The sequence below is a fragment of the Salinispora pacifica CNR114 genome (assembly GCF_000514775.1).
GTDB classification, from domain to species: Bacteria; Actinomycetota; Actinomycetes; order Mycobacteriales; family Micromonosporaceae; genus Micromonospora; species Micromonospora pacifica.
Window position 1 is genome coordinate 46,158 of the sequence record NZ_AZWO01000029.1, and the last position, 26,486, is coordinate 72,643.

General features: G+C 71.9%; 21 protein-coding genes and 2 pseudogenes. 9 read left to right on the top strand and 14 right to left on the bottom strand.

Annotated elements, in window-relative coordinates:
- The gene (locus B118_RS0117975) at positions 1 to 1,560 is read left to right on the top strand and encodes an aromatic amino acid ammonia-lyase (protein WP_238323999.1); all 1,560 of its coding nucleotides are present in this window, start codon (positions 1 to 3) and stop codon (positions 1,558 to 1,560) included.
- The gene (locus tag B118_RS0117980) at positions 1,557 to 2,417 is read left to right on the top strand and encodes an SAM-dependent methyltransferase (RefSeq protein WP_028193149.1); all 861 of its coding nucleotides are present in this window, start codon (positions 1,557 to 1,559) and stop codon (positions 2,415 to 2,417) included. Before B118_RS0117975 ends, B118_RS0117980 begins: the two co-directional genes overlap by 4 nt.
- 4 nt (positions 2,418 to 2,421) lie before the next feature.
- On the opposite strand, the gene B118_RS0117985 is transcribed toward B118_RS0117980, so the two are convergent.
- From B118_RS0117985 to B118_RS0118035, 10 genes are all read right to left on the bottom strand, one after another.
- A complete protein-coding gene (locus tag B118_RS0117985) occupies positions 2,422 to 3,687 on the bottom strand; it encodes an activator-dependent family glycosyltransferase (RefSeq protein WP_028193150.1) in 1,266 nt (421 codons plus the stop codon).
- Positions 3,688 to 3,705: 18 nt separating this feature from the next.
- On the bottom strand, positions 3,706 to 4,977 hold the full coding sequence (locus B118_RS0117990) for an activator-dependent family glycosyltransferase (RefSeq protein WP_028193151.1): 1,272 nt from the start codon (positions 4,975 to 4,977) through the stop codon (positions 3,706 to 3,708).
- 12 nt (positions 4,978 to 4,989) lie between these two features.
- Positions 4,990 to 6,270, bottom strand: a complete 1,281-nt coding sequence (locus B118_RS0117995; RefSeq protein ID WP_028193152.1) for an activator-dependent family glycosyltransferase — start codon at positions 6,268 to 6,270, stop codon at positions 4,990 to 4,992.
- 14 nt (positions 6,271 to 6,284) lie between these two features.
- On the bottom strand, positions 6,285 to 7,292 hold the full coding sequence (locus tag B118_RS0118000) for an NAD-dependent epimerase/dehydratase family protein (RefSeq protein WP_028193153.1): 1,008 nt from the start codon (positions 7,290 to 7,292) through the stop codon (positions 6,285 to 6,287).
- A gap of 60 nt (positions 7,293 to 7,352) precedes the next feature.
- Positions 7,353 to 7,910, bottom strand: coding sequence for a GNAT family N-acetyltransferase (locus B118_RS0118005; RefSeq protein WP_028193154.1), 558 nt, complete (start codon positions 7,908 to 7,910; stop codon positions 7,353 to 7,355).
- Between the two features lie 30 nt (positions 7,911 to 7,940).
- A complete protein-coding gene (locus B118_RS0118010; protein ID WP_050592826.1) occupies positions 7,941 to 8,936 on the bottom strand; it encodes an aldo/keto reductase in 996 nt (331 codons plus the stop codon).
- Complete coding sequence (locus B118_RS28500) at positions 8,918 to 10,639, bottom strand: PH domain-containing protein (protein ID WP_050592827.1); 1,722 nt, start codon at positions 10,637 to 10,639, stop codon at positions 8,918 to 8,920. Before B118_RS28500 ends, B118_RS0118010 begins: the two co-directional genes overlap by 19 nt.
- On the bottom strand, positions 10,636 to 11,184 hold the full coding sequence (locus tag B118_RS0118025; protein WP_080678074.1) for a PH domain-containing protein: 549 nt from the start codon (positions 11,182 to 11,184) through the stop codon (positions 10,636 to 10,638). Before B118_RS0118025 ends, B118_RS28500 begins: the two co-directional genes overlap by 4 nt.
- Positions 11,185 to 11,378: 194 nt before the next feature.
- Positions 11,379 to 13,910 (bottom strand): ABC transporter permease, encoded by a 2,532-nt coding sequence (locus B118_RS0118030; protein WP_238323994.1) that lies wholly within the window; start codon positions 13,908 to 13,910, stop codon positions 11,379 to 11,381.
- Positions 13,907 to 14,713, bottom strand: coding sequence for an ABC transporter ATP-binding protein (locus B118_RS0118035; protein WP_019033937.1), 807 nt, complete (start codon positions 14,711 to 14,713; stop codon positions 13,907 to 13,909). The genes B118_RS0118030 and B118_RS0118035 overlap by 4 nt, the downstream gene beginning before the upstream one ends.
- Positions 14,714 to 15,153: 440 nt before the next feature.
- Between B118_RS0118035 and B118_RS0118040 the strand changes: the two genes are divergently transcribed.
- The 5 genes from B118_RS0118040 to B118_RS0118060 all read left to right on the top strand — a co-directional run bounded on the left by B118_RS0118040 (position 15,154) and on the right by B118_RS0118060 (position 19,368).
- On the top strand, positions 15,154 to 15,885 hold the full coding sequence (locus B118_RS0118040; protein ID WP_026302249.1) for a YqeB family protein: 732 nt from the start codon (positions 15,154 to 15,156) through the stop codon (positions 15,883 to 15,885).
- Complete coding sequence (locus B118_RS0118045; protein WP_019033935.1) at positions 15,882 to 17,039, top strand: sensor histidine kinase; 1,158 nt, start codon at positions 15,882 to 15,884, stop codon at positions 17,037 to 17,039. The genes B118_RS0118040 and B118_RS0118045 overlap by 4 nt, the downstream gene beginning before the upstream one ends.
- The gene (locus B118_RS0118050; protein WP_028193158.1) at positions 17,027 to 17,695 is read left to right on the top strand and encodes a response regulator; all 669 of its coding nucleotides are present in this window, start codon (positions 17,027 to 17,029) and stop codon (positions 17,693 to 17,695) included. Before B118_RS0118045 ends, B118_RS0118050 begins: the two co-directional genes overlap by 13 nt.
- Before the next feature lie 123 nt (positions 17,696 to 17,818).
- Complete coding sequence (locus B118_RS0118055) at positions 17,819 to 18,595, top strand: transposase family protein (RefSeq protein ID WP_080678075.1); 777 nt, start codon at positions 17,819 to 17,821, stop codon at positions 18,593 to 18,595.
- A 218-nt stretch (positions 18,596 to 18,813) separates the two neighbouring features.
- Positions 18,814 to 19,368: an LmbU family transcriptional regulator gene (locus B118_RS0118060; protein ID WP_028193160.1), complete on the top strand. Its 555-nt coding sequence runs from the start codon at positions 18,814 to 18,816 to the stop codon at positions 19,366 to 19,368.
- Positions 19,369 to 19,408: 40 nt separating this feature from the next.
- Here the strand turns inward: B118_RS0118060 and B118_RS0118065 are convergent, their stop codons facing one another.
- The 4 genes and pseudogenes from B118_RS0118065 to B118_RS28510 form a co-directional block, all read right to left on the bottom strand.
- Positions 19,409 to 20,659 (bottom strand): activator-dependent family glycosyltransferase, encoded by a 1,251-nt coding sequence (locus B118_RS0118065; RefSeq protein ID WP_028193161.1) that lies wholly within the window; start codon positions 20,657 to 20,659, stop codon positions 19,409 to 19,411.
- Positions 20,647 to 21,957 carry an activator-dependent family glycosyltransferase gene (locus B118_RS0118070; RefSeq protein ID WP_028193162.1) on the bottom strand — a complete coding sequence of 437 codons (1,311 nt, stop codon included), beginning with the start codon at positions 21,955 to 21,957 and terminating at the stop codon, positions 20,647 to 20,649. Before B118_RS0118070 ends, B118_RS0118065 begins: the two co-directional genes overlap by 13 nt.
- Positions 21,958 to 22,160: 203 nt before the next feature.
- Positions 22,161 to 23,087, bottom strand: coding sequence for an oxygenase MpaB family protein (locus B118_RS28505; RefSeq protein WP_050592828.1), 927 nt, complete (start codon positions 23,085 to 23,087; stop codon positions 22,161 to 22,163).
- Positions 23,084 to 24,001: pseudogene (locus tag B118_RS28510) on the bottom strand (MAB_1171c family putative transporter); the annotation flags it as partial. The pseudogene B118_RS28510 and the gene B118_RS28505, both read right to left, overlap by 4 nt.
- Here B118_RS28510 and ltrA point away from each other — a divergent pair.
- Positions 23,988 to 25,469: a group II intron reverse transcriptase/maturase gene (gene ltrA, locus B118_RS0118085; protein WP_238323995.1), complete on the top strand. Its 1,482-nt coding sequence runs from the start codon at positions 23,988 to 23,990 to the stop codon at positions 25,467 to 25,469. The pseudogene B118_RS28510 and the gene ltrA overlap by 14 nt on opposite strands.
- A 147-nt stretch (positions 25,470 to 25,616) precedes the next feature.
- Positions 25,617 to 26,486, top strand: a pseudogene (locus B118_RS28515) (ISL3 family transposase); the annotation flags it as partial.

Genomic DNA, 26,486 nt, shown 5'->3' on the forward strand with positions numbered 1-26,486 from the left:
ATGATCGCCCACAGTTCGACAAGCGCCGCCATGGACGGCGACCACGGCGCGCCGATGCCCGCCGGGGACGGCACGGCGTACCTGGCGGCGATCACCGGCGCCGCCGACTGGGACGCCACCCTGCCGCCGTGCGACGACGCCGACGTGGCCCGGATGGAGTCCAGCGCCGCCACGATCGACAAGCACCTGGCCGCCGGGGAGCCGATCTACGGACTCACCCAGGGGTTCGGCCCGCTCGTGCTCTACGCGGCGGAGTCCGAGATGGAGCAGGGCACCTCGCTGATCTCGCACCTGGGCACCGGGCAGGGCCAGCCGCTGGCCCCGGAGGTGAGCCGGCTGGTGCTGTGGCTGCGGCTGGCCAGCATGCGCAAGGGATTCTCGGCGGTGTCGCCGGAGTTCTGGCAGCGCATCGCCGACCTGTGGAACGCCGGCTTCACGCCGTGCATCCCGCGCGACGGCACGGTGAGCGCGAGCGGCGACCTCCAGCCGCTGGCCCACGCGGCGCTTGCCTGCACCGGGTACGGCGAGGCGTGGGTGCGGGAGCACGGCGACTGGGTGGTCCGGCCGGCCGGCGAGGCGCTGGCCGCGATCGGCGCCGAGCCGGTGCGGTGGCCGGTGCGCGAGGCGCTCGCGTTCGTCAACGGCACCGGCGTCGGCCTGGCCCTGTCCATCCTCAACCACCGCTCGGGGCTGCAACTGGTGCGGGCCGTGGCGGCGCTGTCGGCCCGGCTCGCGACCCTGCTGGGCGCGAATCCGGAGCACTACGACGACGGGGTGGGGTTCGCCCGCGGGCAGGCCGGGCAGATCACCGTGGCCCGGTGGATCACCGGGGCGATGCCGGCGGACGCCCGCCGCGACCCGAGCCGGCCACTTCAGGAGCCGTACAGCCTGCGCTGCGCGCCGCAGGTGCTCGGCGCGGTCCTGGACCAGGTGTCCGGCGCCGCGGACCTGCTCGCCCGGGAGGCGCGTGGCTGCACCGACAACCCGATCACCGTTTCGGGCCGGGTGCTGCACGCGGGCAACTTCCACGCGATGCCGGTGGGCTTCGCCTCCGACCAGCTCGGGCTCGCCGTGCACATGGCGGCGTACCTGGCGGAGCGGCAACTCGGGCTGATCGTCAACCCGGTCACCAACGGCGACCTGCCGCCGATGCTCACCCCCCGGGCCGGCCGTGGCTGCGGCCTGGCCGGCGTGCAGATCAGCGCCACCTCGTTCATCTCCCGGATCCGGCAACTGGTCTATCCGGCGTCGCTGACCACGCTGCCCACCAACGGGTGGAACCAGGACCACGTGCCGATGGCGCTCAACGGTGCGAACGGCGTGTCCGAGGCGCTCGACCTGGCCTGGCTGACGGTCGGCTCGCTGGCCCTGGGCGTGGCCCAGCTGACCGCGATGACGCAGCCGGGCCCCGATGTCGACGGCGTCTGGGCGGAGCTGGCCCGCGTGTCGCCGCCGCTGGCGGAGGACCGGCCGATGGGCCCGGAGGTGCGCGCGGCCCGCGACCTGATGCGGCGGTACGCGGCGCAACTGCTCGTCGACCGGTCGGAAGAAGCGCGATGAGCACCGACTTCGTGCTGCCGACGCCGGAGGAGGTCGGCGCGTTCTACGACCGGGCCAACCTGCTCATCACCCGGTTCCAGGGCGGCAACATGCACTACGGCTACTGGACCGGGCCGGACGACGACAGCAGCTTCGAGGTGGCCGGCCAGCGCCTGACCGACCTGCTCATCGACAAGCTGGCGCCGGGCGCCGGCGACCGGGTGCTCGACGTCGGCTGCGGCCCGGGCAAGCCCGGGGTGCACCTGGTCCGCCGCACCGGCGCCGACCTGGTCGGCATCTCGGTCAGCACCCGCGACGTCGAGCTGGCGAACGAGCGTGCCCACGCCGAGGGGGTAGCCGACCGCGCCGTGTTCCAGGTGGCGGACGCCACCGCGCTGCCGTTTCCGCCGGACTCCTTCGACGCGGTGCTGATGCTGGAGTCGATCGTGCACATCCCGGACCGGACGCGGGCGTTGACGCAGGCGGCCCGGGTGCTGCGCCCGGGCGGCCGGTTGGCGCTCACCGACTTCGTCCTGCGCGGGGAGATCATCGAGCAGGACGAGGAGACCCGCCAGGCGGTGGCGGAGGCGCTCGCCGCGTGGCGGGCCGCGCCCCTGGTGCGGGTCGAGGACTATCCGCGCTTCGTCGCGGAGGCCGGTCTGGTGCTCGACGAGATCGTCGACATCACCGCGCAGACCATGCGCACCTACCAGCAGACGCACATGGCCATGCACGAGTACGCCAAGACCCACGACGACCTGCCCGAGGACCTGGCCCGTCTGGTGGCCGACCCGGTCGACGACGGCTGGGACGTCGAGCCCGACCACGTCAGCGAGGGTGTGGTCGTGGTGGTGGCGCACCGGCCGGACGCTCCCTGACCGGTCAGTCGGCCCGGTACTTGGCGGTCAGCTCGACCAACTGCCCGGCGACCTCGTTGGGCGTGGGCAACGCCTCGATCTCCGCCCGCAGGGCCTCGGCCCGCTCCCGGAAGACCGGCTCGTCCAGCAGGCGCCCGAGCTGCTCCCGGACGGTCGCGCCGGTGGCGGCGCCGGAGTGGACCACCAGGCCGGCGCCCTGCGCGGCCAGCTTGCCGGCCAGCAGCGGACCCTCGAAGTGGAACGGCAGGACCAGCTGCGGTACGCCGTAGCGCGCGACCGTGCTCAACGTCCCGAACCCGCCGTGGTTGACGACCGCGGCGCAGGTCGGCGCCAGCGCGTGCAGCGGCACGTAGTCGACCACCCGGACGTTGTCCGGCACCCCGGGCAGCTTCGGCTGCTCGGCCGTCGCGATGGTGGCGACCACCTCGACGTCCAGGTCGGCGAGGGAGTCGAGCACGTCGGCGACGTTGAGCGTGTAGCCGTCGAAGTGGTCGGTGGCGCTCAGGCCCAGGGTCAGCGCCACCCGCGGCCGTGACCGCGGCGCCCACACCCACGGCGGTACGACGGCGCGACCGCCGTAGGGGATGTGGCGCATCGGCACGTAGTGCAGCGGCGCCCCGATCCGCAGCGACGGGCTCAACTGGTCGACGGTGAACTGGCCGGACACTAGGTCCTCGGTGAACGCGAAGCCGTACCGCCGGGCGTAGGACTCGAGCCACTCGGCGAGCGCGTCGTCCCGCTCCGGCGGGACGAGCCGGCTGTTGACCTGGCGGATGTGGGCGTGCGTCACGCCGTACACGTCCATGGTGAACAGCAGGCGGCCGTGCGCCGCGCCGCACGCCTTCGCGGCGATCGCGCCGGCGAACGTGTTCGGCTCCCACAGGACCAGGTCGGGGCGCCACTGCTGCGCGAGGCGCACCAGGTCGGCCACCATCGGCTGGTTGTGCAGGCGGTGGCCCCACTGGGTGAAGGCCCGGTGCGACTCGGTCAGCTCGGCCCAGTCGACGTTCTCCGCGCCGACCTCGGCGAGGTCGTACGGCTTGGGTAGCCCGCGCCGCCACTGTGCCCGGTCCTCCGGGCGGTCCATCCGCTCGACGTCGACGTCCCGCCCGACCGGCACCGCGGTCAGGCCGGCGTCGGTGATCAGGTCGGTGAGCCGGGGCAGGCTGGCCACCCGGACCTCGTGGCCGGCGGTCCGCAACGCCCACGCCAGCGGCACCATCTTCAGGAAGTGCGTGCGTTGCGGGAGCGTGCACAGCAGGACGCGCATGGGTGTTCTCCTGGTGGGTCAGGGGGTGTGGTGGTGGGCGGTGAGGGTTTCGAGGTGGGGGACGATCTGGTTGGGGGAGGGGAGGGTGGTGATTTCGTGGGCGAGGTCGGTGGCGCGTTTGTGGAAGTGGGGTTCGGTGAGGAGGCGGTGGACGGCGTCGCGGACGGTGGGTCCGGTGGCGTTGCTGGTGTGGATTTGTAGGCCGGCGCCGTGGGTGGCGAGTTTGTGGGCGAGTTGGGGTTGGTCGAAGTGGTAGTGCAGGGCGAGTTGGGGGACGGGGTGGCGGCTGGTGGTGGCGAGGGTGGCGGCGCCGGCGTGGTGGATGACGGCGGCGCAGGTGGGGGCGAGGGCGTGCCAGGGGACGTAGGGGACGACGCGGACGTTGGGGGGCAGGGTGCCGAGGGCGGGTTGTTCGTGTTCGGCGATGGTGGCGACGAGTTCGATGTCGAGTTCGGCGAGGGTGTGGATGAGGTCGCCGATGTCGAGGGTGTAGCCGTCGTAGATTTCGGTGGCGCTGAGGCCCATGGTGAGTGCGACGCGGGGTCGGGTGGGTGGTTTGGTGAGCCATTCGGGGATGGTGGCGGGGCCGCCGTAGGGGATGTATTGCATGCGGAGGTAGTGCAGGCCGGGTGCTTCGGTCTGGAGGGTGGCGGGGAACTGGTCGATGGTGAAGTGGCCGGTGGCGAGGTCTTCGGTGAGGTCGAAGCCGTAGCGGCGGGCGTAGCCGTCGAACCAGGTCATGAGGGGGTCGGTGGCCTGGTCGGGGGGTTGTTGGCGGTGTAGGTCGAGGAAGGTTTGGCGGACGCCGCCGAAGACGTCGAGGCCGAACAGGAGGCGGGCGTGGGCGGCGCCGCAGGCTTTGGCGGCGATGGATCCGGCGAAGGTCATGGGTTCCCAGATGACCAGGTCGGGTTTCCAGTAGCGGGCGTACTCCACCAACGCCGCGATCATCGGGAAGTTCTGCGGCTTGTGCCAGATCCGGATCGCCTCGGCGTACCCGCTCGACAGGTGCTCCCAGGTCGCCTTGGCCGGGTCGTCGAACGCGTCATAGGGGACCATGAAGCCCTCGCGCATCGCCTCCCGCGTGTGCCGGCGGTGGGTGGTCACCCGCCACGGATTGCGGTCGCTGCCCATCGGCACGGCGGTCAGCCCGGCCTGGGTGATGACCTGCGCGAAAGCCGGCTGGCTGGCGACGCGCACCTCGTGGCCGGCGGTCCGCAGCGCCCACGCCATCGGCACCAGGTACTGGAAGATGGTCTTCTCCGGGTTGACCGCGAACAGCACGCGCACGTCGGTCTCCTCTCAGCCGGTGGTGATCGGTCGGCGGTCGGCGACCATCGCCGCCAGCCGGCGGGCCATCTCGTTGGGGGTGGGCAGCGCCCGCATCTGCTCGCGCATCCGGTGCGCGCCGTCGGCGAAGGCGGGCTCGCCCAGCAGATGCAGCAGGGCCTCCTGGACCGCCGGTCCGGTGGCCCGCTCGGCCGGCAGGTGGATGGCGCAGCCCTGCCGGGCCAGCCCCTCGGCCAGGGCCGGCTCGTCGAAGTGCAGCGGGAGGACCAGCTGCGGCACCGCGTGCAACGCGGTGGTGGAGAGCGTGCCGAACCCGCCGTGGTGGATCACCGCGGCGCAGGTGGGAACGAGCGCGTGCAGCGGCACGAACGGCACCAGCCGGGCGTTGTCCGGGATCCGGGCCAGCCGCCGCTGCTCCGCCTCGGCGACGGTCGCGACGACCTCGATCTCCAGGTCGGCCAGCGAGTCGAGGATGTCCTGGAGGTTCACCGCGTAGCCGTCGAAGCGTTCGGTGGCGACCAGACCCATGGTGATCGCCACCCGGGGTCGCCAGGGCGCGGCCCGGAGCCACTGCGGCACGACGGCCGGCCCGCCGTAGGGCACGTAGCGCATCGGCAGGTAGGTCAGGTCCGCCTCCATCCGCAGCGAGCGCGGGAACTGGTCGATGGTGAACTCGCCGGTGATCATGTCCTCGGTGAACTCCCCGCCGTGGTGGCGGGCGTAGGCGTCCAGCCACTCGGCCAGCGCGTCGCCCCGGTCGTGCGGTGGCTGTTGGGCCCGCAGACGGCGGTAGTGGTCGCGGGTGACGCCGTAGATGTCGAGGCTGAACATGACCCGGCCGTGCCGGGCGCCGCACGCCTTCGCCGCGATCGGCCCGGCGTAGGTGGTGGGCTCCCAGATCACCAGGTCCGGCCGCCAGGCCTGGGCGAACGCCACCAGGTCCGGGATCATCGGCACGTTCTCGTACTTGTGCCAGTCCTTCACCTGGCGGGCGAACTCGTCGCGCAGGTACGGCCAGCTGATGTCGTCCGGGTGCCGCTGCGCCACGTCGTACGGGCGGGGCAGTCCCGCCCGCCCGGCGGTCTGCCACCCGGGGGTGAGTTCGAGCGCCCGCCCGGGATCGCGGTAGCGGCCCACCGGCACGGCGGTCAGCCCGGCCTGGGTGATCTGGTCGACGAACGCGGGCTGGCTGGCGAACCGCACCTCGTGGCCGGCGGTGCGCAGCGCCCAGGCGAGCGGCGCCATCGCCAGGAAGTGCGTCCGTTCGGCGTAGGTGACGAAGAGGACGCGCATCGCGGACGCCCCCGTCACGCCGCGTCGGCGGCGGCGAGTTCCCGCCCGACGGCGGCGGCCATGCCGCGCAGCCCGTCGGGCAACGCGACGGCCGGTCGCCAGCCGGTGGCGCGCTGGAAGGCGGACGGGTCGAGTACGAAGTCGAGCAGGTCGGTGGGCATGGAGTGCTCGGCCGGCGGCACCGACACCACCGGCACCTGGTCCCGGCCGCTCTGCCGGGCCACCGCCGCGGCGATCGCCCGGAACAGCTCGGCGACGCTCGTGGCCTCGCCGGTGCCGACGAGCCAGTGCCGCCCGACGACCGGCTCCGGGCGGTCCATCGCGGCGAGGAACGCGGCGGCGGCGTCGTCGACGCAGAGCAGGTCGCGCGTCACGCTGCCGTCGTGCCACATGGTCAACGGTTGGCCGGCGAACGCGCGGCGGGTCATCGAGGCCACCACGCCCCGGTCGAGGGCGCTTGCGTCGCTGCCCTGGCTGTAGAGCGTGGCCAGGCGCAGGGTCGCGCCGCGCAGCAGCCCCTCCCGGTGGGCTTCCTCGATCGCCTGCTCCGCGGCCAGCTTGTGCCGGTCGTAGGCGGTCAGCGGGCGGTCCGGCTCGGTGCCGTCGAGCCGACCGGCGCTCTGACCGGCCTGCGACATCGACCCGGCGAACAGCACCACCGGCGGGGTGTGGGGCCGTTGCGCCCGGACCGCGCCGATCAGGTCGTGCACCAGGCCCAGGTTGACCCGTTCGGCGGTCGGGTCGGTGGCGGCCACCCGCCAGGTGCCGGCGCCGCCCATGTGGGCGACCAGATGGACGACCACGTCCGCGCCGGCCACCGCGTCCGCGACGGCGCCCGGTTCGGTCAGGTCAACCGCCCGCGTCTCGACCTCGCCCCGGTGCCCGGGCGGCGCCACCGGGCAGCGCCGGCCGACGAGCCGCAGCCGGACCGGACGCCGGGCCAGCTGCCGGGTGATGGCCGTGCCGAGCAGGCCGGAGGCGCCGAGCACGGTGACCAACTGTTTCGATGCCTCACCTGACACGGCAAGCTCCTTCGGGTCGCGTGGTGGTGCGAACGATCGGGCGGTGCGGGCCGGCGGCGGTCACCGCGGGGCGGTACGCCAGTCGAGCGGGGCCGGCAGGATGCCGTCGAGCCGGAGATCGACGTGCTCTTCCCACTCGTCGCGCCGGATCTGGAACGTGTGCAGATCCCACAGCTGGCCGCGGAACCACAGGTGTTCGGCCAGCACCTGCCGCTCGCGCCCGTCGCCGTGGCCGAGGCCGAACGCGTCGAAGCTGGCCTCGGTGGTCTGTGCGACGACCCGGTCGATGTTGAAGCAGGCGAACGCGTAGTTGAGCAGCAGGTTGGTGGCCTCGGCGCCGATGCCGAAGCGGGTCTTCGGCGGGTCCAGGTAGATGCCGCACCGCAGGTGCCCGGCCGGGTCCAGGCCGTGCAGGGTGGCGAAGCCGAGCACGTCGTCGCTGCTGCGGTTGAGCACCAGGAACGCGGCGTTGAGGATCTTGAACATGCCGACCGTCGACGCGGCCGGCCGGAAGCTCTCCAACCCGGTACGCAGCAGGGTCTGCATGAACAGCGACGAGTCGCCGGTGCTTGCCGGCTGGAGCGCGATCCGGCGGGACTCGGTGTGCGGGAAGATCACGGATTCGATCCCTCTCTGTTCGTCGGCGGGTCAGCCGGTGGTGACCACCGGCCGGGCCCGGTCGGCGTACCTGTCGTCGTCCCAGCGCATGCGGCCGGTGGCGGCCGGCAACGCGGCGATGTCCCGCAGGTCGTCGCCGGTCAGGCGCAGATGCGCGGCGGCGATGTTGTCCTCCAGCCAACGGCGGTGGCGGGTGCCCGGGATCGGCACGATGCCCTCGCCCAACGCCAGCGTCCAGGCGATCGCCACCTGGGCCGCGGTGACGCCGTGGCGGGCGCCGACGGCCGTCAGCCCGTCGACGATGGCCTGGTTCGCCCGCATCGCGGTGGGTTGGAAACGCGGGTCGCGGACCCGGGAGTCACCGTCGCTGAGCGAGCTGGGCCGCACCGTCCCCGACAGGTAGCCGCGGCCGAGCGGCGCGAAGGCGAGGAAGCCCACCCCGTTGCGCCGGCACCACGGGATCACGTCCTGCAACGACTGGGCGCACCAGACGGACAGCTCGTACTGCACCACGCTCAGCGGGCACACGGCGTGCACCAGGTCCAGCTCCTCCACGGTGGCGTGGGAGATGCCCAGGTGGTGTACCTTGCCCTCGGCGACGAGCGCGCCCAGCGCGCCCCACGTCTCGGCCAGCGGCACGGCCGGGTCGACCCGGTGCAGCTGGTAGACGTCGATCGCCTCGACCTGCAGGCGGCGCAGCGACCCCTCGCACGCCGAGCGCAGGTAGTCGGGTCGGCCGTTGCGCCGGAACCGCCCGTCCGGCCCGGCGGTCAGGCCGCACTTGGTGGTGATGCGGACCCGGTCCCGGTACGGCCGCAGGGTCGCGCCGAGCAGTTCCTCGTTGCGGAACGGGCCGTAGACGTCGGCGGTGTCGAACAACGTGACGCCCAGGTCGACGGCGCGCGCGATGACCCGCGCGGACTCCCGGTCGTCCCGCTCGCCCGGGCTGTAACCGTGCGACATGGAGCTGCACCCCAGGCCGATGGCGCTGGACGTGAGCCCCGGCGCTAGCTCGGTCTGTCGCATTCCTGCTTCCACCCTTCACTGCCCGGCGCGGCGGCCGGGGGTTGCGGGTCCTCGGCTGCCGCGACGGGCGTCGGCTCGGTCCGGACCACGAAGGCGGCCAGCAGGTCCGGAGTGGTCTCGTGGGCGAACGCGACCGCCTGGGCCGCGCCGAGGTCCGGCACCTCGTAGTGACGGGCGCCGGCGGCCGTGGCGATGCCCAGGGTGTTCAGGCCGAAAATCCGCTGCAGCAGCGACTGCCGGAACTTCCACCCGATGACGGCGCGCCGCTGCAACGCGGTGGTGTAGCGCCGGGCCAGCCCGTAGCGGGTGACCACGTACGGCTCGACGAGCGTGTGGCCCAGCGACCGGTAGGCGATCACCGCCAGCACGAGGGTGACCGGCGTCGCCGCCAGGGCGTACAGCCAGAGCCGGTCGGGCACCGTGCTGGTCGGGGCGAGCCAGGCCAGCGCGGCGGCGAGGCCGCCCGGGAGCCCGACGGCCCAGAGCAGCCGCCGGTACAGCGCCGCCCGCGCGTGCGCCCGGGTGGGCGCCTCCAGCGGGCGGACCCCGTCGGCGAGGACGTCGGCGGCCACCCGCCGGGCGTACCCGATCCGGGTACGCGGCAGGATGACGCTCGCCGACTCCTGCCCGGCGGTCCAACCGGCCAGCCCGGTGGAGACCACCTCGGTCTCGGCGAGGCCGAGCCACCGCCAGAACAGCGGCTCGCTCGTGTGCACGCCGCGCAGTCGCCGGTCGTCGCGGTAGATCTCCCGGGTCTGGGTCAACCCGCGCCGGGTCAGCAGCGCGGTGCCGTTCTCGGTGGTGGCCCGCACCAGCCGGAAGTTCCAGTTCTCGGTGACGAAGCCGATACCGAGTCCGATGACGCCCAGCAGGAACGACCCGGCCGTGATGATCACTGCGGACCAGCCGTTGCCCAGTTCCCGCCAGTCGACGAGCCCGCCGACGACGTCGCGCAGGTCGACGTTGACCAGTTGCAGCAGCCAGAACAGCGACCAGAGCAGGAAACCCGCGGCCAGGAAGGCCCAGATGTTGACCAGGTTGTAGAGCAGCCACGACCAGCGCAGTTCGGCGATCGGTGTCTCCGGGGTGGCAGCGCCCGGCGCGTCGGTGTCGTCCGCGGTGTCGGCGGTGTCGGCCGCGGTGGGGCGGGTGCCGGTAGCCACCAGCAGCTCCCGGCGGAAACCGGCCACGGCCGCCACCGACACGGCGTTGAGCCGCAGTGCCGGCTGGGCCTCGCCGGCGCCGATGTGTACGATGCGCAGCCCGGCGAGGCGGTGCCGGAGCCGGGCGGTGGCGTCGACGCTGCGGACCCGGTCGCGGGGCACGTAGCGGTATCTGCGGTGCAGCCAGCCGACCCGCAGCTCCACCCGCTCGTCGGTGATCCGGTAGCGGGTCTTCATCCACCGCAGCAGGTCGCGGACGGCGCCGGTCACGCCGAGGAAGGTCGCCACCGCCAGCGGCCAGATGCCGAACGCGCCGTCGGAGAAGTCCACGTCCAGCACGACGAGCGCCACGAACGACGGGGTGAGCGAGAGCAGGAACATGACCAGGTCCAGCCAGATCACCCGCCGGTCGAGCCGGCGCCACGGCGCCTCGGCGGGCGACTCCGCCGCCGCCGTCTCGACCCCCGTGCCCGCCGGATCCGTCGTGCCCGCCGTCCCGGCCGGCTCCGGCGCGGTCACCGCGGTCGGCGAACCGCTCATGTCGCGTCCCCGGGCGTCAACTCGGTGATCTCGGTGAGCCGGTGCGCGGCGGTCTCGGCGACCTCGGCGTCCAGGCCCCGGATGGAGATGCTGCCCTCGCGCGACGCCGTGGTGACCCGGATGGTGGCCACGCGGAGCAGTTGCTGCAGCGGCCCCTTGACGGTGTTGATGCTCTGGATCCGCGAGATCGGGATGATGCGCCACTCGCGCTCGAACCAGCCGCTGAGGGCGTACACGGCCTCGTCGGTGACCTCCCACCGGTGCACCAGATATCGCCAGGTCGGCATGAGCGGGATGTAGACGACGTAGAAGGCGGCGAGCACCGCGATGACCGGACCCAGATAGGGCCGCGATGATTCCGCCGTCGCATAGGCGATGCCGCATCCACCGAGCACCACAATGGCGGTGAGCGCGGCGTGCAGCATCCAGAGAGCGATTGCTCTCTTCTCGATGCGATTACGGGGCGGGCGGAGTTTCAGCCGCGCCGGGCGGGACGTCGTTTCGGTCGGCGGACGCAATGTCTCGGTATTCGGGTAAGGCTGCATCACTGATCTCCGGTGCGCCACGATGGCCTCGGTGAATCAACGGTGAAAAAGAAAGCCGGCACCGACGCGAAATGGCGCGGCCAAGCTCGGTGCAGATTTACGCATACGGCGCGGGCCGTCAAGTGTGGCCGGCCGTCGCGGCCGGCGCCGTTGTCTCGCTGGCGGGACGACGGCGCCGGCCGCAGCCGGGTCGATCAGCGCTGGGAGATGGCCTCCAGCACGTTCATCCGCGCCGCCCGCCAGGCCGGCCAGAGCGCGGCCAGCACACCGATGCCGATCGCGGCGAGCAGGTAGAGCGCCAACCGGCCGACGGAGAGGTCGAGCACCTCGATGCCGTTCGACGACAACGCGCGCTGCGCGGCGACGCCGAGGCCCACCCCGAGGCCCAGGCCCAACGCGGTGCCGAACAGCGCGATGACGACCGACTCGTAGCGGATCATCGCCCGGACCTGGCCGCGGCCCATGCCGACGGCGCGTAGCAGGCCGATCTCCCGGGTCCGTTCCACCACCGACAGGCCGAGCGTGTTCACGATGCCGATCGCGGCGACCAGGATGGACAGCACCAGCAGCGCCAGGATGGCGTTGAGCACCTGCTCGATCTCGGCGCGGGCGTCGTCCTTGGCGTCCTGCCGGTCCCGCAGCTGCACCGCCGGGTAGGCGCGCAGCACCGACCTGATCCGCTCGGTGGCGGCGGCCTGCTGCGCGTCGTCCACGTCGACGTACGCGCGTTGCAACTGGTCGGTGTCGGAGTGCGCCAGGTAGCCGGCGGTGCCGACCAGGTACGGCCGGTCGAGGACCTGGTTGTCGGCGAAGATGCCGACCACCCGCAGCGTGACGCGGGCGCCGTCCGGATACTGCGCCGGCGTCGTGCTGCCCACGTCAAGCCCCAGCTCGTCGGCGGCGCTGCGCTCGACCAGGATCTCGTCGGCGCCGAGCGTCGCCCGGCCGGTCTCGATCCGCAGGTTGACCGGCGTGACAAGCGCGGCCGGGTCGGCCACGGTGACCGGTGCCTCCTGCTCGTCGATGCGCATGGTGCCCAGCCGCACCGGCGTGACCGCACGCACCCCGGGCACGGCGGCGACCTGGTCGGCGGCCGGCGGGCCGAACCCGGTCAGGCCGCGGGAGTCGAGCGAGAAGTCGGCGCCGAACTCGCGGTCGAGCCGACGGTCGGCGGAGGCGCTCAGCGAGCTGGACACGACCGTGGCGACCGAGACCATGGCCAGCCCGATCATCAGGGCCGAGGCGGTCGCCGCCGTACGGCGCGGATCACGGTAGGCGTTGCGCCGGCTGAGTTGCCCGGCGGTGCCGCCCAGCCGGGCGACCGGCCAGCCGACCAGCCGGACCACCGGACGGCTGAGCACCGGCCCGAGCAGGACGAGGGCGAACAGCAGCAGGATGCCACCGAGGGCCAGCAGGATCGGCGCCTCGTCGCGCTTCGACCCGAACGACAGGGCCACGACCAGCCCGCCGACGACGGCCACCAGCACCCCCAGCACCAGCCGGATCCGGTGCGAGCGGGTCGGCAGTGCCACCTCGTCGCGCAGCGCGGCGATCGGTGGGATCCGCGCCGCCCGGCGGGCCGGCAGGTAGGCGGCGGCCACGGTGACGAGCGTGCCGATGCCGTACGCCCACAGCACGGTCGCGGGCGTGACGACGGGCGAGCCGCTCGGCAACTCCGTGCCGAACCGCGAGAACAGGGCCTGCAGCGCGAGCGCGATGCCGACGCCGACGCCGATGCCGCCGGTGGACCCGACGACGCCGACGACGAGGGCCTCGACGATCACGGCCCGGGTCACCTGCCGCCGGCTGGCGCCGACCGCCCGCAGCAGCGCCATCTCCCGGGTGCGCTGCGCGACGAGCATGGTGAACGTGTTGAAGATAATGAAGGAGCCGACCAGGACGGAGACGCCGGCGAAGGCGAGCAGGAACGCGCTCAGCAGGCCGAAGAAGGACTTGATCCGCTCCCGCGCGTCCGCCACCAGTTGTTGCGCGGTGTTCACCTCGTAGTCGGCCGGCAGCGCGGCGGTGAGCTGGGCGGCCAGTTGCTCCTGGGAGACGCCCGCCTTGGGCCGCACCCAGACGGCCGAGTAGTGCCCGGGGCGGGTGAGCAGCTGTTCGGCCACGGCGGGGGAGAAGCCGACGTAGGTGACGACGTCGCCGATGCGCTCCTCGCCCAGGGTGAACACGCCCACCACGGTCATCGTGCGCTGGCCGCTGCGGGTCACCACCGGTACGGAGTCGCCGACGGCGATGCCGCCCTCGGCCGCGGTCTGCTCCTCCACCACGAGGTCGTTCTCCGCGGTCGGGGCCCGACCGGTGAGGATGCGCGTCTTCGACTCCGGCCCGCCCTCGACGTACGCGCGGCCCCGGTGTGCCACGCCGTCGCCGCCGACCACCTCGCCGTTTCGGTCGATCACCACCGCGTAGCCCTCGACGACGCTGCGGAACTGGTCGGCGCCGGGCACCTTGTCCTTGAGCGACTCCGCCGTCGCCGCGTCGATCAGCCGCGGCTGGGCGCCCTCGCCGGTGAACGGCTGCTTGGGCGCGACGGACACCTCCCGGGTCTGCGAGCGGTCGCCGAAGGCGTCCTCGAACGCGCGGGACGCGGTGTCCCGGAAGATCATGGTGCCGGCGGCGAACGAGACGCCGAGCACCACCGCGACCGCGGTGAACAGCAGCCGCAGCCGGTGCGCGGACAGGTTGCGCAGCGCGAGTCTCGCCATCATCGGGCCAGCTCCTCGCGGCCGGCCGGCGCGTGCTCCAGGCGCTTCATCCGGTCCAGGACCCGGTCGGCGGTCGGGTCGACCATCCGGTCCACGACCCGGCCGTCGGCCAGGAACACCACGTTGTCGGTGTAGCCGGCGGCCACCGGGTCGTGCGTGACCATGACGATGGTCTGGCCGGTGGTGCGCGCGGAGTCACGGAGGAAGGCGAGCACCTCCGCGCCGGACCGCGAGTCCAGGTTGCCGGTCGGCTCGTCGGCGAAGATCACGTCCGGCTTGCTGACCAGCGCCCGGGCGCAGGCGACGCGCTGCTGCTGGCCGCCGGAGAGCTGTGTCGGCCGGTGGTGCAGCCGGTCGCGCAGGCCTACGGTGTCCACCACCTTGTCCAGCCACTGCTGGTCCGGCTGACGGCCGGCGATGCTCAACGGCAGGACGATGTTCTCCAGCGCGGTGAGCGTCGGGATCAGGTTGAACGACTGGAAGATGAACCCGACCCGGTCCCGGCGCAGCGCCGTGAGCTGCTTGTCGTTGAGCCGGGTGACGTCCTGGTCGCCGATCAGGATGCGACCGGAGTCGACCACGTCGAGCCCGGCGAGGCAGTGCATCAGGGTCGACTTGCCGGAGCCGGAGGGCCCCATGATGCCGGTGAACCGGCCCCGGGGGATGGTCAGGGACACCGCGTCCAGGGCGACGACCCGGGCGTCGCCGGCGCCGTACACCTTGGTGATCTCCTCGGTGCGGGCGGCGACCTCGCCGGTCTCGGGATCGGCGGTGCCGGTGTCGGGCACGGCGGTGTTGCTGGTCATGACGGCTCCCTGTCACTGGCGGGCGCGTGGGCGCGCCCTGGCAACGGAACGGATCGGCGGTCACGGGGTTTTCCGCGAGCTGTGGCGGCGTCGCCGTCGTCGAGGCAAAAGCGAATCGGCGCGCCACTCGTCCGGCCCGAGTATCTCACCGCCGGGTCGGGTCCACGAGGACGCGGAACGCGCACGGAGGCTTTAGCGCCCGAAGTCGACAGGGGATTAGCCGAAAGTATTCCGACGGTGTCGGCGAGTTTGACCGCACGCGCCCGCCCGGGTGCGGAAAAGCGCAGCACAGGGGTGCTTTCCACGGGTCGCCGTGGCGATTAGGGCGACCGCTGCGGCAACGACCTTCGGCGACTGGCGCCGTCCATTGTCGGGCAATTAGCGTAGGGATCGAGCCGGGCCGCGTGCGGGGCGCCCGAACGAGTCGGAAGGTGTACCTCATGGCCACCAAGGAGTTCCGCGAAGGTCCTCGGTCGGGTTCGGACGCCGCCGCCGGGAAGACCGTGCTGGCGGTGCCGTTCGCCGACCGCCTGGTGATGTTCGTCGGCATCCCGGTGCTGGTCCTGCTGCTGGGCCTGGGGCTGCCGGCGCTGGCCCGCTGGGCGCTGAGCTGGGACACGGCGCTGCCGTTCAAGCCGGTGTTCCGGTTCGTCGGCGCGATCGACAAGCCGTGGGAGATCGCGGTGAACCTGACCATCTGGCTCCTGCTGGCGATGGTGGTGGTATTCACCGCCGCGCGCGAGTCGATGCGGGTCACCGTCACCGACGCCGAGATGCGGGTGGAGAAGGACGACCAGGTCCGCACGTTCGCCCGCGACGACGTGTCCGCGGTCTTCCTCGACGGCAAGAAGCTGGTGGTCCTCGACCAGCGTTCCCGCCAGTTGCTGCGCGACACCCACGAGGCGTCGCGGTCGACCCTCGCCGAGGGCTTCCGCCGGCACGGCTACCCGTGGCACGACAGCGACCCGTACGCCGACCTGTTCAAGCCGTGGAGCGCCGGCTCCGCCGAGCTGCCCGAGACGGCCGACGACGTGCTCGCGGCCCGGCAGTCGGCGCTGCGGACCAAGGCCCACCCGGAGGTCCGCAGCCTGGCCGCGACGTTGGAGAAGATGGGGTACGTGGTGCGGGACGAGGGCGCGCGGCAGTTCTGGCGTCCGCTCGTCAAGTCGTGATCCGTCCCCGCCTGAGCGGACCGGTGCGCAGCCGCCTCGTCGACCTCGGTCTCGTGGCGGCTGCCGCGCTCGCCGCCCTGGTCATCGCCGGTGAGGCCGAGGAGAGCGGGCGGTTGGCCGGGGACGCGCTGGTCGCGGCGCTGGGTCTGGCCGTGCTCGGCGCGGTGGCGCTGTGGTGGCGCCGCCGCTTCCCGGTCGCCGTCGCCGTGTTGCTCACGCTGGTGCTGGCCGGCACCGACCTGGCCGTCGTCGCGGTCCTGGTCGCGGTCTGGACGGTGAGCGCGCACCGTAGCTGGTCCGTCGCCGCGACGACCGTCGGCGTCGGCCTGCTGGTCTACGTCCCCTACTCGGTGGTACGGCCCGCCCCGGACCTGAGCGCCTTCGGCGCCAACGTGCTCTACCTGGCGTTGATCCTGGTCGCGCTGGCGGCGGGCAGCACCGCGCGGATCCGGCGGGAGGCGATCGGGGTGCTGCGCGAGCGGGCCGAGCGCGCCGAGACCGAGGCGAACGAGCGGGCCGAGCGCCTGCGCGTGCAGGAGCGGCACCGCATCGCCGGCGAGATGCACGACGTGCTGGCCCACCGGATCTCGCTGGTCAGCCTCCAGGCCAGCGCCTTGGAGGTGCGGACCGACCTGCCGGCCGAGGTGACCGGGGCGGCGGCGGCGATCTGGCAGCAGTCGCACGACGCGCTGGAGGACCTGCGGGGGATCCTGGACGTGTTGCGAGCCGGCGGTGACGGGGTCGGCCTGCGCCCGCAGCCCGGCCTGGCCGACCTGGACCGGCTCTTCGCCGAGGGCCGCAGCGTCGGCGCCGTCGTGCACGTCGACCGGCGGGTCACCGGGGAGCTGTCCGACGTGGTCGGCCGGACGGTCTACCGGCTCGTGCAGGAGGGCCTGACCAACGCGCGCAAGCACGCCCCGGGCGCGCCGGTGGACGTGCTGGTGGACCGCGCCGGGACCGGCGAGCTGTGGGTGCGGCTGCGTAACCCGTTGGTCAGCGGGCCCGGGACCGGGGTTCCGGGCAGCCACTCCGGCCTGCTCGGCCTCGCCGAGCGGGTCGAGCTGGCCGGCGGTCGCCTCTCGTACGGCGTGCAGCGTGTCCCGGAGGGCGGCGTGGTCTTCCAACTGGAAGCCTGGCTACCGTGGCCGACGTGATCAGAGTTCTGGTGGTCGACGACAACGCGTTGGTGCGGGCGGGGCTCTGCGCGGTGCTGGGCGCCGCGGCCGACATCGAGGTGGTCGGCGAGGCCGCGGACGGCGCCGACGCGGTGACCGCGGTGCGGGCCCTGCGTCCGGACGTGGTGCTGATGGACATCCGGATGCCCGGTCTGGACGGGCTCTCCGCCACGGCCGAGGTGCGGGCGCTGGCGCAGCCACCCGCGGTGATCGTGTTGACCACCTTCGACACCGACGACCACATCCTGCGCGCGCTGCGGGCCGGCGCGAACGGCTTCCTGCTCAAGGACATGCCGCCCGGACAGATCCAGGACTCGGTCCGGGCGGTGGCGGCGGGGGAGTCGATGCTCTCGCCGGCGGTGGTGGGACGGCTCATCGACTACGTGGTGCGGGTGGAGGACCAGGACGAGCAGCAGGTCCGGGTGAACGCCGCGCGTCGGGCGATCGAGGGGCTGACCGACCGGGAGCGGGAGGTGGCCCGGGCGGTGGCCGCCGGCAAGTCCAATGCGGAGATCAGCGGCGAGTTGTTCATGAGCGTGGCGACGGTGAAGACGTACGTCTCGCGGCTGATGACGAAGCTGGGCTGCGCCAACCGGGTGCAGGTGGCGATCCTGGTGCACGAAGCGCGCGGCTGAGCCGTCTACACGAGTTCACCAGTTTGTATCAATCTGGCGTTTAAGGGATGTCTCGTAACCCTGATGTCCGTCTGTTAAGGGATGTCTCGTAACTCGGGTTGATCCATGGTGGATCATGTTGGGGTGCAGGTGATCTCGGCAGCCCGCCAGGAGTGGATTCTTCCGTTCACCGGGTTGCAGCCCGCCCAGTTCCGCCGGCTGGTTCGGCTGGTCGCTGAGCGGGGCGGTGACGCGATCGCGGATGGTCGGCCGGGCCGGCAGTGGTCGCTCGACCTCGCCGACCGGGTGTTGCTGGTGGCGGCGTACTGGCGGACGAACCTCACGATGCGGCAGATCGGCCCGCTGTTCGGGGTGTCGCACTCCGCCGCGCATCGGGTCATCGACACCCTCGGCCCGCTCCTGGCCCTGGCTCCGGTACGCCGGCGTCGGGTTGACCAGATCGCGATCGTCGACGGCACCCTGGTCCCAACCTGGGACCACCGGTTGGCCGCGCCGAGCAAGAACTACCGCTACTCGACGAACCTGCAGCTCGCCATCGACGCCCACACCCGCCTCGTCGTCGCCCTCGGCGACCCGCAGCCCGGTAACCGCAACGACACGATCGTCTACCGCACCTCCGGCATCGACCAGAAGTTGGCGGGACGGCCGGTCATGGCCGACGGCGCCTACCGCGGCAACCCCGACGTGATCATCCCGTACCGCAAGCCGGCAGACGGCAGTGAACTACCCGAGTGGAAGAAGGACCTGAACAGGCACCACCGCACCGTCTGGGCGCAGGTCGAACACGCCCTGGCCCGCATGAAGACCTTCACGATCCTGCGCGACTACCGCCGCGCCGCCCACACATTAACCGACGAATCCGGCATCGCCCACCTCCACAACATCATCCTCGCCGGGTGACACCAGCACCGTTGCCAGGCAACACCTCCACCGAGTTACGAGACATCCCTTAGACGTCGTGTAGACGAGGCAAGTTCGCCTCCGGCATACTTCCGGCCTGGTTCACGTCGGAGCATTCTTATGACGGGGGAACGGGAATGGTTAATTCGATGAACACATCACATAGGCCGTCCGGTGCGGTCGCTGGTCGGGGTCGGCTCGCGGTCGACGGAAAAGCGATGACCAGGCGCACCGCGCTCACCATTCCGCACGATATGCCCATCGGTGAGTGGCGTAACCTGGGCCGCCAGATATTCGTCATCACGGACTCCTCCGGCTGGTGGCTGGGGGACTGGTTGATCTTCGGCCAGGCGAACTTTCCGGACCGCTACAAGCGGGCCATCGCCGAGACCTCGCTGGACTACCAGACGCTGCGCAACTACGCCTGGGTCGCCCGGCAGTTCGCCCCGGAGCGCCGTCGCGAGCGGCTCAGCTTCCAGCACCACGCCGAGGTGGCCAGCCTCGACACCGACCAGCAGGACCTCTGGCTGACCCGCGCCGAGCAGTTCACCTGGTCGCGCAACGAGCTGCGCCGGCAGATCCGGGCCAGCAAGAACGGCGGTGAGCCGGCCGACCCGGTCGTGCAGATCCAGCTCAACCTCATCGCCGACCGCCGCCAGTTGTGGCAGCAGGCCGCGGAGGTGACCCAGCAGGACCTGATGGGGTGGATCGTCAACAACCTGGACCGCGCCGCGGCCACCCAGATCGAGTCCCTGCCCGCCGTCTCCTCCTGACCGCCGCGGCCCGGACGCCACGGCGGCCGGGCCCGCTCCGCTAGCCGCGCACCCGCTCCTCCAGCCGGGGCACGACGCCGGCGGGCGTGGGCTGCGCCAGGATCTCGTCGCGCAACGCCGCCGCGCCGGCCCGGAGACCCTCCTCGTCGAGCAGCCGCGCCACCTGCCGCCGGACGGCGGCGCCGCCGACGTCGTCGGGGCCCAGCACCAGCGCGGCGCCGCGCGCGGCCAGCCGGCCGGCGAGCAGCGGCCCCTCGAAGTGGTACGGGAGGACCAGTTGCGGCACGCCGTAGCGCGCGACGGTGCTCACCGTGCCGAACCCGCCGTGGTTGACCACGACGGCGCACGTGGGCGCGAGGGCGTGCAGCGGGGCGAACCCGGTCAGCCGGACGTTCGCCGGCACGGGTCCGGCCGGCGCCGTCGCCCCGGCGACCGTGGCGACGATCTCGACGTCCAGGTCGGCCAGGGCGTCCAGCACCTCGCCGACGGCGAAGGTGTAGCCGCCGAAGTGCTCGGTGGCGCTCAGGCCCAGCGTCAGGGCCACCCGGGGGCGGCTCGGCCGCTGCCACAGCCAGGCCGGGACGGCCGCGCGTCCGCCGTAGGGCACGTACTGCATCGGCAGGTAGTCCACGTCGGGCGCACGCAGGCGCAGTGACGGCGGTGACTGGTCCACGGTGAACTCGCCGTGCACCAGGTCCTTGGCGAAGTCCAGGCCGTAGCGCCGGCAGTAGCCGCCCAGCCAGTCCGCCAACGGGTCGGACGCGCCGCCGGGGCGGGTCCGGAGCCGTTGCCGGAAGTGCTGGTGGGTGACGCCGTAGACGTCGGTGGTGAACAGGACCCGGCCGTGCCGGGCCCCGCAGGCGCGGGCGGCGATCGGGCCGGCGTAGGTGTTCGGCTCCCACAGCACCAGGTCCGGACGCCACTGCCGGCAGAAGTCGACCAGGCCGCCGACGAGCGGCTGGTTCTGGAGTTGGAACTCCCAGCGGACGAAGAGCCGGTACGCCTCGAGGTCCTCGGCCCATCGGCTGTCGTCCGGGCCGTGCTCGGCGATGTGGTACGGCGGTGGCAGCCCGCGCCGGTGCTCCTCCCGCTCGTCCGCGCTGATCGCCCGGTTGACCTCGACGTCGCGTCCCACCGGGACGGCGGTCAGGCCGGCCTCCTCGACCAGCGTGGTGAGCCGCGGCAGGCTGGCGATCCGCACCTCGTGGCCGGCGGCCCGGAGCGCCCACGCCAGCGGCACGAGTTTGAGCACGTGGGTCGGCTCGGGGATGGAGGTGATCAGGACGCGCATCGCTGCTCCCGCGTGGCGCGGTGGTGCTCGACCCGCTGTTCCAGCTCCGTCACGAGGTCGTTGGGCGAGGGCAACGCCCGGATCTCGTCCCGCAGCGCGGCGGCCCGGGACGCGAACCGGGGCTCGTCGAGCAGTCGCCGCACCGCCGCCCGGATCGCCTCGGGGGTCGCCTCCTGCGGCCGGACGACCAGGGCGGCACCCTGCTCGGCGGCGCGGCGGGCGAGTTCCGGCTCGTCGAAGTCGAACGGCAGGGTCAACTGCGGGACACCGGCGACCGCGCAGGTCAGCAGCGTCCCCGGGCCGGCGTGGTTGATCACCGCCGCGCAGGTCGCCACCAGGGCGTGCAGCGGCGCCCAGTCGACCAGCCGGACGTTCGCCGGCACCGCGGTCAGCTCCGCCTGGTTCTTCGTCGGCACGGTGGCGACGACCTCGACGTCGAGGTCCGCCAGCGCGTTAAGCACGTCCTGCAGGTCGACGGCGTAGCCGTTGAACCGGTCGGTCGCGGTGATGCCGAGGGTGACGGCGATGCGCGGCCGTTCGGGCTTGTCCCACAGCCACTTCGGCACCACTGTGGCGCTCGCGTAGGGGATGTACTGCACCGGCAGGTAGTCGTGGCCGGCGGCGCCCAGGCTCAACGATCCGGGGAGCTGGTCGATGGAGAACTGGCCGGTGATGAGTTCCTCGGAGAACTCGAAGCCGTGCTTGCGCGCGAACCCGCCGAGCCACCGGGCCATCGGGTCCTCCCGGTCGGTCGCCGGTCGCCGCGCGGCGAGGTCGAGGTAGATCTCCCGGGCCGCGCCGAACACGTCGATGCTCCACAGCAGACGACCGTGTGCCGCGCCGCACGCCTGCGCGGCGAGACCGCCGGCGTAGGTGGTCGGCTCCCACAGCACCAGGTCGGGCTGCCACTGCCGGGCGTACGCCACCAGGTCGGCGATCATCGGGAAGTTGTCGGTGACGTGCCAGCCGCCGCCGTGGTAGCGGGTGGTGAACGCCTCGTAGCCGTCGCGCATCGCCGCCCAGTCCCGGCTCTCGGGCGGCAGGACCGGCGCGTCGTAGGGCGCCGGCAGGTCGGGGCGGCCGGCCTCCCGTTCGTCGACGTGCAGCGCGGCGATGCGCCAGGCGCCCCGGTTGCGGCCGATCGGCACCGCGGCCAGGCCGGTGCGGGTGATCTGCTCGGTCAGCTCGGGTTGGCTGGCGAAGCAGACCTCGTGCCCGGCGGTGCGCAGGGCCCAGGCGACGGGCGCCATCATCTGGAGGAATGTGCGCTCGGAGCAGGAAGTCACCAGCACGCGCATGATTTCTCCTTCGGAGGTCGGTCGAGATCGCGCCGGCGCGGGCCCGATCCGTCACTGCCCTCGCCATTGCGCACATGGTGCGTCGGGGCCGTCCGCCGAGCAATGTCGCGCATTCGTCGACGTGCGTTTCCCATGCGGCCGGACCAGGTCGAGAATAGGAGAGGGCGACGGCGCCGGCCAGGATCTGTCTCGCTGGCGGGACGTCACCACGACGGCGCGTCGACGCGACCGTGTTCGCCATTCCCGCATTTTTCCTGCTGGTCACCGGGTCGATCGGCCGTCTTGCTCGGCTGCGGCCCGAGCTCGCTGATCTCGTACGCGTCCGGATATGTCTTCGTCCTGATCCCGGCGGCGAACAGCGGTGTCTTCGGCGGGGCGCCGAGCCACCGTTGCAGCCGGGCCCGCAGCGTGAGCGCCACGTGCAGGCCGGCCCGGACCGGCCACGTCGGCGCGTCGACCCGCGTCGCGCGCCGCAGCCGCTCGTCGTACATGGCGCTGACCAGCCCGTCGCCGAGCGGCGCGAGAGGTCGGGGGACCCGGCCGAGCAGCAGCGACCGGGTCGCGCGCTCGATGGCCGCGGCGTCGTCGTTGGGTGTGAGGTGAGCGGCGTCGTACGCGTCGAACCAGGTCTCGAACTCCTCGTAGGTGCCCGGGATGTCGGTGATGCCCATGTGTCGGCCCAGCTCCCGGTAGAACAGGTGGGTCGCCCGCCGCTCGTGGCAGCAGGGGCGGCGCCAGCCGTACCGCTGGAGCCACCGGGTGGGGATGACCACCAGGCAGCCGAGGACGTAGAGGTAGTCCTCGTTGGGGATGTCGTAGGGGCGGTGGATCTGGTTGACCCGGCGCAGCGCCTCCCGGCCGCGGGGCTGGTCGAAGCCGTTGAGCACCATCTCGTACATCACAGGCCGGGTGTCGTCGACGCGCTTCTGGGTGCGTTCGGTCAGCTCGCCGGTGGCGGTGTGTACCGCGGCGATGGCCGGGATGGAGAAGGATCGGTTGAACGCGAGGTTGAGCCCGAGCTTCATGTCCCAGGGGAACTCCAGCCGCAGCATGATCTGGTAGATGTCCAGCCAGTCGTGCTTGGGGTCCAGGGTACGGATGCGGGTCAGGTTCGCCTGGCGCTGTCTCATTGGGGGGCATCTCCAACCCGGGGGTTCGGGGCGTCCTGGGCGGCGGCGAGGGTGCGGGCCACCACGGGGGAGCGGGTGTACGCGGTGGTGACCTGGGCCAGCCATCCGATCTCACCGGCGTAGCCGCCTTCGGGGCGGTGCAACTCGTCGGCCGGCTGGGGGACCGCGGCCATGAGCCCGGCGCGGTGGCGTCGCAGGGCGCAGGCGAGGTGCGCGGCCTCGACGTTGGCCCGCCGCTCGTCGGCGGTCAGGCCGGCCTGTCCGGCGAACCGCTCGGCCAGCTCGGTCACCTTGACGTCCGTGTACGGGCGCAGGGCGAGGCGGCCGTCGCGGATCTCGGCCACGCGGCGGGTCAGGGCGTAGTCGATGTCGCGGGCGGCGCTGAGGGGGCGGCGTAGGCTGGGGTCGAGTTCGAGCTCCGGCAGGGCGGCGACGAGGTCCCGCCACAGCGGTTCGAGTTGCCGATATGAGCGGTAGTCGTCCCAGCGTCGGGTGATGGTGAAGATCGGTCCCCACGCCGGCATGGTGAGGACGACCATCATGAGCAGTGCGGCGATGGTGACCAGGACGGCGGCGATCTGCCGTTCGCCGGCCGGTTGGTAGCCGGACCAGTAGGCAATGAGATAGATGATCTTGTTGGTGCTGTAGAGCAGAGCGAAGGCGGCGCCGACGGCGGTGAGGCGGAGACCGCGGCGCAGCCAGGGCCGGCCGCAGATCCGGGCGAATCGCCAGCACAGCCGGGTGATGTCGGTGCAGTAGGCGAAGAAGCCGACCAGCATGAAGATCAGCAGGTACGCGGTGACGACGGGATCCCGCGCGTACTCGACGGTCAGGAGCACCGGCTGGTCGTAGGTGAGCGTGTAGGCGAACAGGGCGACCATGGCGAGGAAGGCGCCGCTGGTGACCCAGACCCAGATGCCGCAAGACGCGCCGTTGAATGGCGGTGCTCTGACCGAACCGGCTGGGCCGGTCCGGCGGGTAGCGGAGATGCAGGCCAAGCTTCACCGTTGGGCGGCGGCCGATCCGGGCTGCCGGTTCGATGACCTGTTCAACCTCGTGCACGACCCGGCGACGCTGCTTGTGGCGTATAGCCGGGTCGCGGGCAACCTGGGAGCCAGAACTGCCGGCGTGGACGGTATGACCGTCGCTGACGTCGAGCGGCACATCGGTGTTCCGGGGTTCCTGGACGACCTGCGTGTCCAGGTGAAGACGGGCACGTTGCGGCCACTGCCGGTGCGGGAACGCAAGATCCCGAAACCGGGCGGGTCAGGCAAGGTCCGCAGACTGGGTATTCCCACATTTGCGGACAGGGTCGTGCAGGCGGCGCTGAAGCTCGTGCTGGAACCGATCTTCGAGGCCGACTTCGTGCCGGTCTCGTACGGGTTCCGGCCCAAGCGGCGGGCGCAGGACGCGATAGCGGAGATCCACTACTACGGCACCCACGGGTACCGGTGGGTCCTGGACGCGGACATCGAGGCGTGCTTCGACTCGATCGACCACGTCACGTTGATGGACCGGGTCCGGACACGGATCAAGGACAAACGCGTTCTGACGCTGGTGAAGGCGTTGCTCAAAGCCGGGATCCCAACCGAAGGCGGTGACCGGCGGGCCACCCACACCGGTACGCCGCAGGGTGGCATCCTGTCCCCGTTGTTGGCCAACATCGCGCTGACGGTGCTCGACGAGCATCTGATGGCGCCATGGCGGCCGGACGCGACGATGGCCAGTGAGTACCGCCGAGCCCAACTGCGCAAACGCGGCGAAGCGACGTGGCGCCTCGTGCGCTACGCCGATGACTTCGTCGTCCTCGTCCACGGCGGCGAGGACCACGCGCAGGCGTTACGCGAGGACGTCGCGACGATGCTCGCGCCGCTCGGACTGAGGCTGTCACCAGCCAAGACGAGGGTGGTGCACCTGAGCGACGGGTTCGACTTCCTGGGGTTTCACATCCAGTGGCGCCGTAAGCGAGGCACGAACAAGTGGCACGTGTACACCTTCATCGCAAAGCGGCCGATCCGGTCGCTGAAGGCGAAGGTCCGCGCGCTGACACGCAGGACATCACAGAAGGACCTCGGGACCGTGCTGACCAGACTCAACCTGGTCACGCACGGTTGGGCCAACTACTTCCGGCACGCCGTGGCGAAGAACGTCTTCAGCATGTTAGACAACTTCATCTGGAAACGGGTGATACGCATGCTGATCGCCCGGCACCGCTGGTCGTGGACGGACGTCCGCCGACACTTCGTCACCCCTGTCGGGCGGTGGCGACCGATCAGCGCGGGCGAGATCGAGTTGCGTCCCATCGCGGCGATACCGGTCACCCGGTACCGCTGGCGCGCAACCAGAATCCCCAGTCCGTGGTCTACCACCGTGAACGCCTGACGACAGAAACCGTGGAGAGCCGGATGCGTGGAGACATGCACGTCCGGTTCGGCGAGAGGCTCGGGGAAACGGACCGGGAGCAATCCCGACACCGCGCCCCGAGCCTACTCAGCGGTGACGGAGGGTGGCTGGTGTCGTTGTTCCTGTGTGGATGATGTCAATGGGCTTGTACAGTCGGTGTTCTCGGGGCTGTCCCCGCTGGTCATCGAGGACGTGGCCGACGAGGGTGAGCGGATCGTGGTGCTGGCCCGCACTTCGCGGGACGCTGCGGTCTGCCCGAGGTGCGGGGCCTCGTCGGGACGGGTGCACGGCTATCACTGGCGGACAGTGGCCGACGTTCCGGGCGACGGGCGACGGGCGACGGGTGGTGGTCCGGGTGCGGGTGAGACGTCTGGTGTGTCCCACGCGCGGCTGCCGTCACACCTTCCGTGAACAGGTTCCCGGGGTGCTGGAGCGATACCAGCGCCGCACGGCTCGTTTGGACAGGCAGGTCAAAGCCGTGGTCAAGGAGTTGGCGGGCCGGGCAGGGTCGCGTCTGCTGGCGATCTTGGCCATGGGCTTGTCCCGTCACACGGCCCTGCGCGCCGTGCTGTGCATCCCGTTGCCCACCGGGCGGACGCCTCGGGTGATCGGCGTTGACGATTTCGCTCTGCGCCGGCGGCACCGCTATGCCACCGTGGTGATCGACGCCGAGACCCATGAGCGGATCGAGGTGCTACCCGACCGCACCGCCGACACGCTGCAAGCGTGGCTGCGCGCGCATCCCGGCGTCGAGGTCGTATGCCGCGACGGCTCGGCGACCTACGCCGAGGCCATNCGNCGCNCCCTGCCCGACGCGGTGCAGGTCGCGGACAGGTGGCACCTGTGGCACAACCTGTGCGAAGCCGCTCTGAGCGAGGTGAAGGCGCACAGCGCCTGCTGGGCAGGTGTGCTGGACGCACCCATCTACGACGGCCCCCGCGTGCAGACGACCCAGCAACGCTGGCACCAGGTCCATGACCTGCTCGACCAAGGCGT

Excerpts from the sequence above, each read along its gene's own strand:
- B118_RS0118030 (WP_238323994.1), bottom strand. The coding sequence starts at position 13,910 with ATGATGGCGAGACTCGCGCTGCGCAACCTGTCCGCGCACCGGCTGCGG.
- B118_RS0117975 (WP_238323999.1), top strand. The coding sequence starts at position 1 with ATGATCGCCCACAGTTCGACAAGCGCCGCCATGGACGGCGACCACGGC.
- B118_RS0117995 (WP_028193152.1), bottom strand. The coding sequence starts at position 6,270 with ATGCGCGTCCTCTTCGTCACCTACGCCGAACGGACGCACTTCCTGGCG.
- B118_RS0118060 (WP_028193160.1), top strand. The coding sequence starts at position 18,814 with ATGACCAGGCGCACCGCGCTCACCATTCCGCACGATATGCCCATCGGT.
- B118_RS0118040 (WP_026302249.1), top strand. The coding sequence starts at position 15,154 with ATGGCCACCAAGGAGTTCCGCGAAGGTCCTCGGTCGGGTTCGGACGCC.
- B118_RS0118010 (WP_050592826.1), bottom strand. The coding sequence starts at position 8,936 with ATGCGACAGACCGAGCTAGCGCCGGGGCTCACGTCCAGCGCCATCGGC.
- B118_RS0118025 (WP_080678074.1), bottom strand. The coding sequence starts at position 11,184 with ATGCAGCCTTACCCGAATACCGAGACATTGCGTCCGCCGACCGAAACG.
- B118_RS0118035 (WP_019033937.1), bottom strand. The coding sequence starts at position 14,713 with ATGACCAGCAACACCGCCGTGCCCGACACCGGCACCGCCGATCCCGAG.
- B118_RS28500 (WP_050592827.1), bottom strand. The coding sequence starts at position 10,639 with ATGAGCGGTTCGCCGACCGCGGTGACCGCGCCGGAGCCGGCCGGGACG.
- B118_RS28505 (WP_050592828.1), bottom strand. The coding sequence starts at position 23,087 with ATGAGACAGCGCCAGGCGAACCTGACCCGCATCCGTACCCTGGACCCC.
- B118_RS0118065 (WP_028193161.1), bottom strand. The coding sequence starts at position 20,659 with ATGCGCGTCCTGATCACCTCCATCCCCGAGCCGACCCACGTGCTCAAA.
- B118_RS0118070 (WP_028193162.1), bottom strand. The coding sequence starts at position 21,957 with ATGCGCGTGCTGGTGACTTCCTGCTCCGAGCGCACATTCCTCCAGATG.
- B118_RS0117980 (WP_028193149.1), top strand. The coding sequence starts at position 1,557 with ATGAGCACCGACTTCGTGCTGCCGACGCCGGAGGAGGTCGGCGCGTTC.
- B118_RS0117985 (WP_028193150.1), bottom strand. The coding sequence starts at position 3,687 with ATGCGCGTCCTGCTGTGCACGCTCCCGCAACGCACGCACTTCCTGAAG.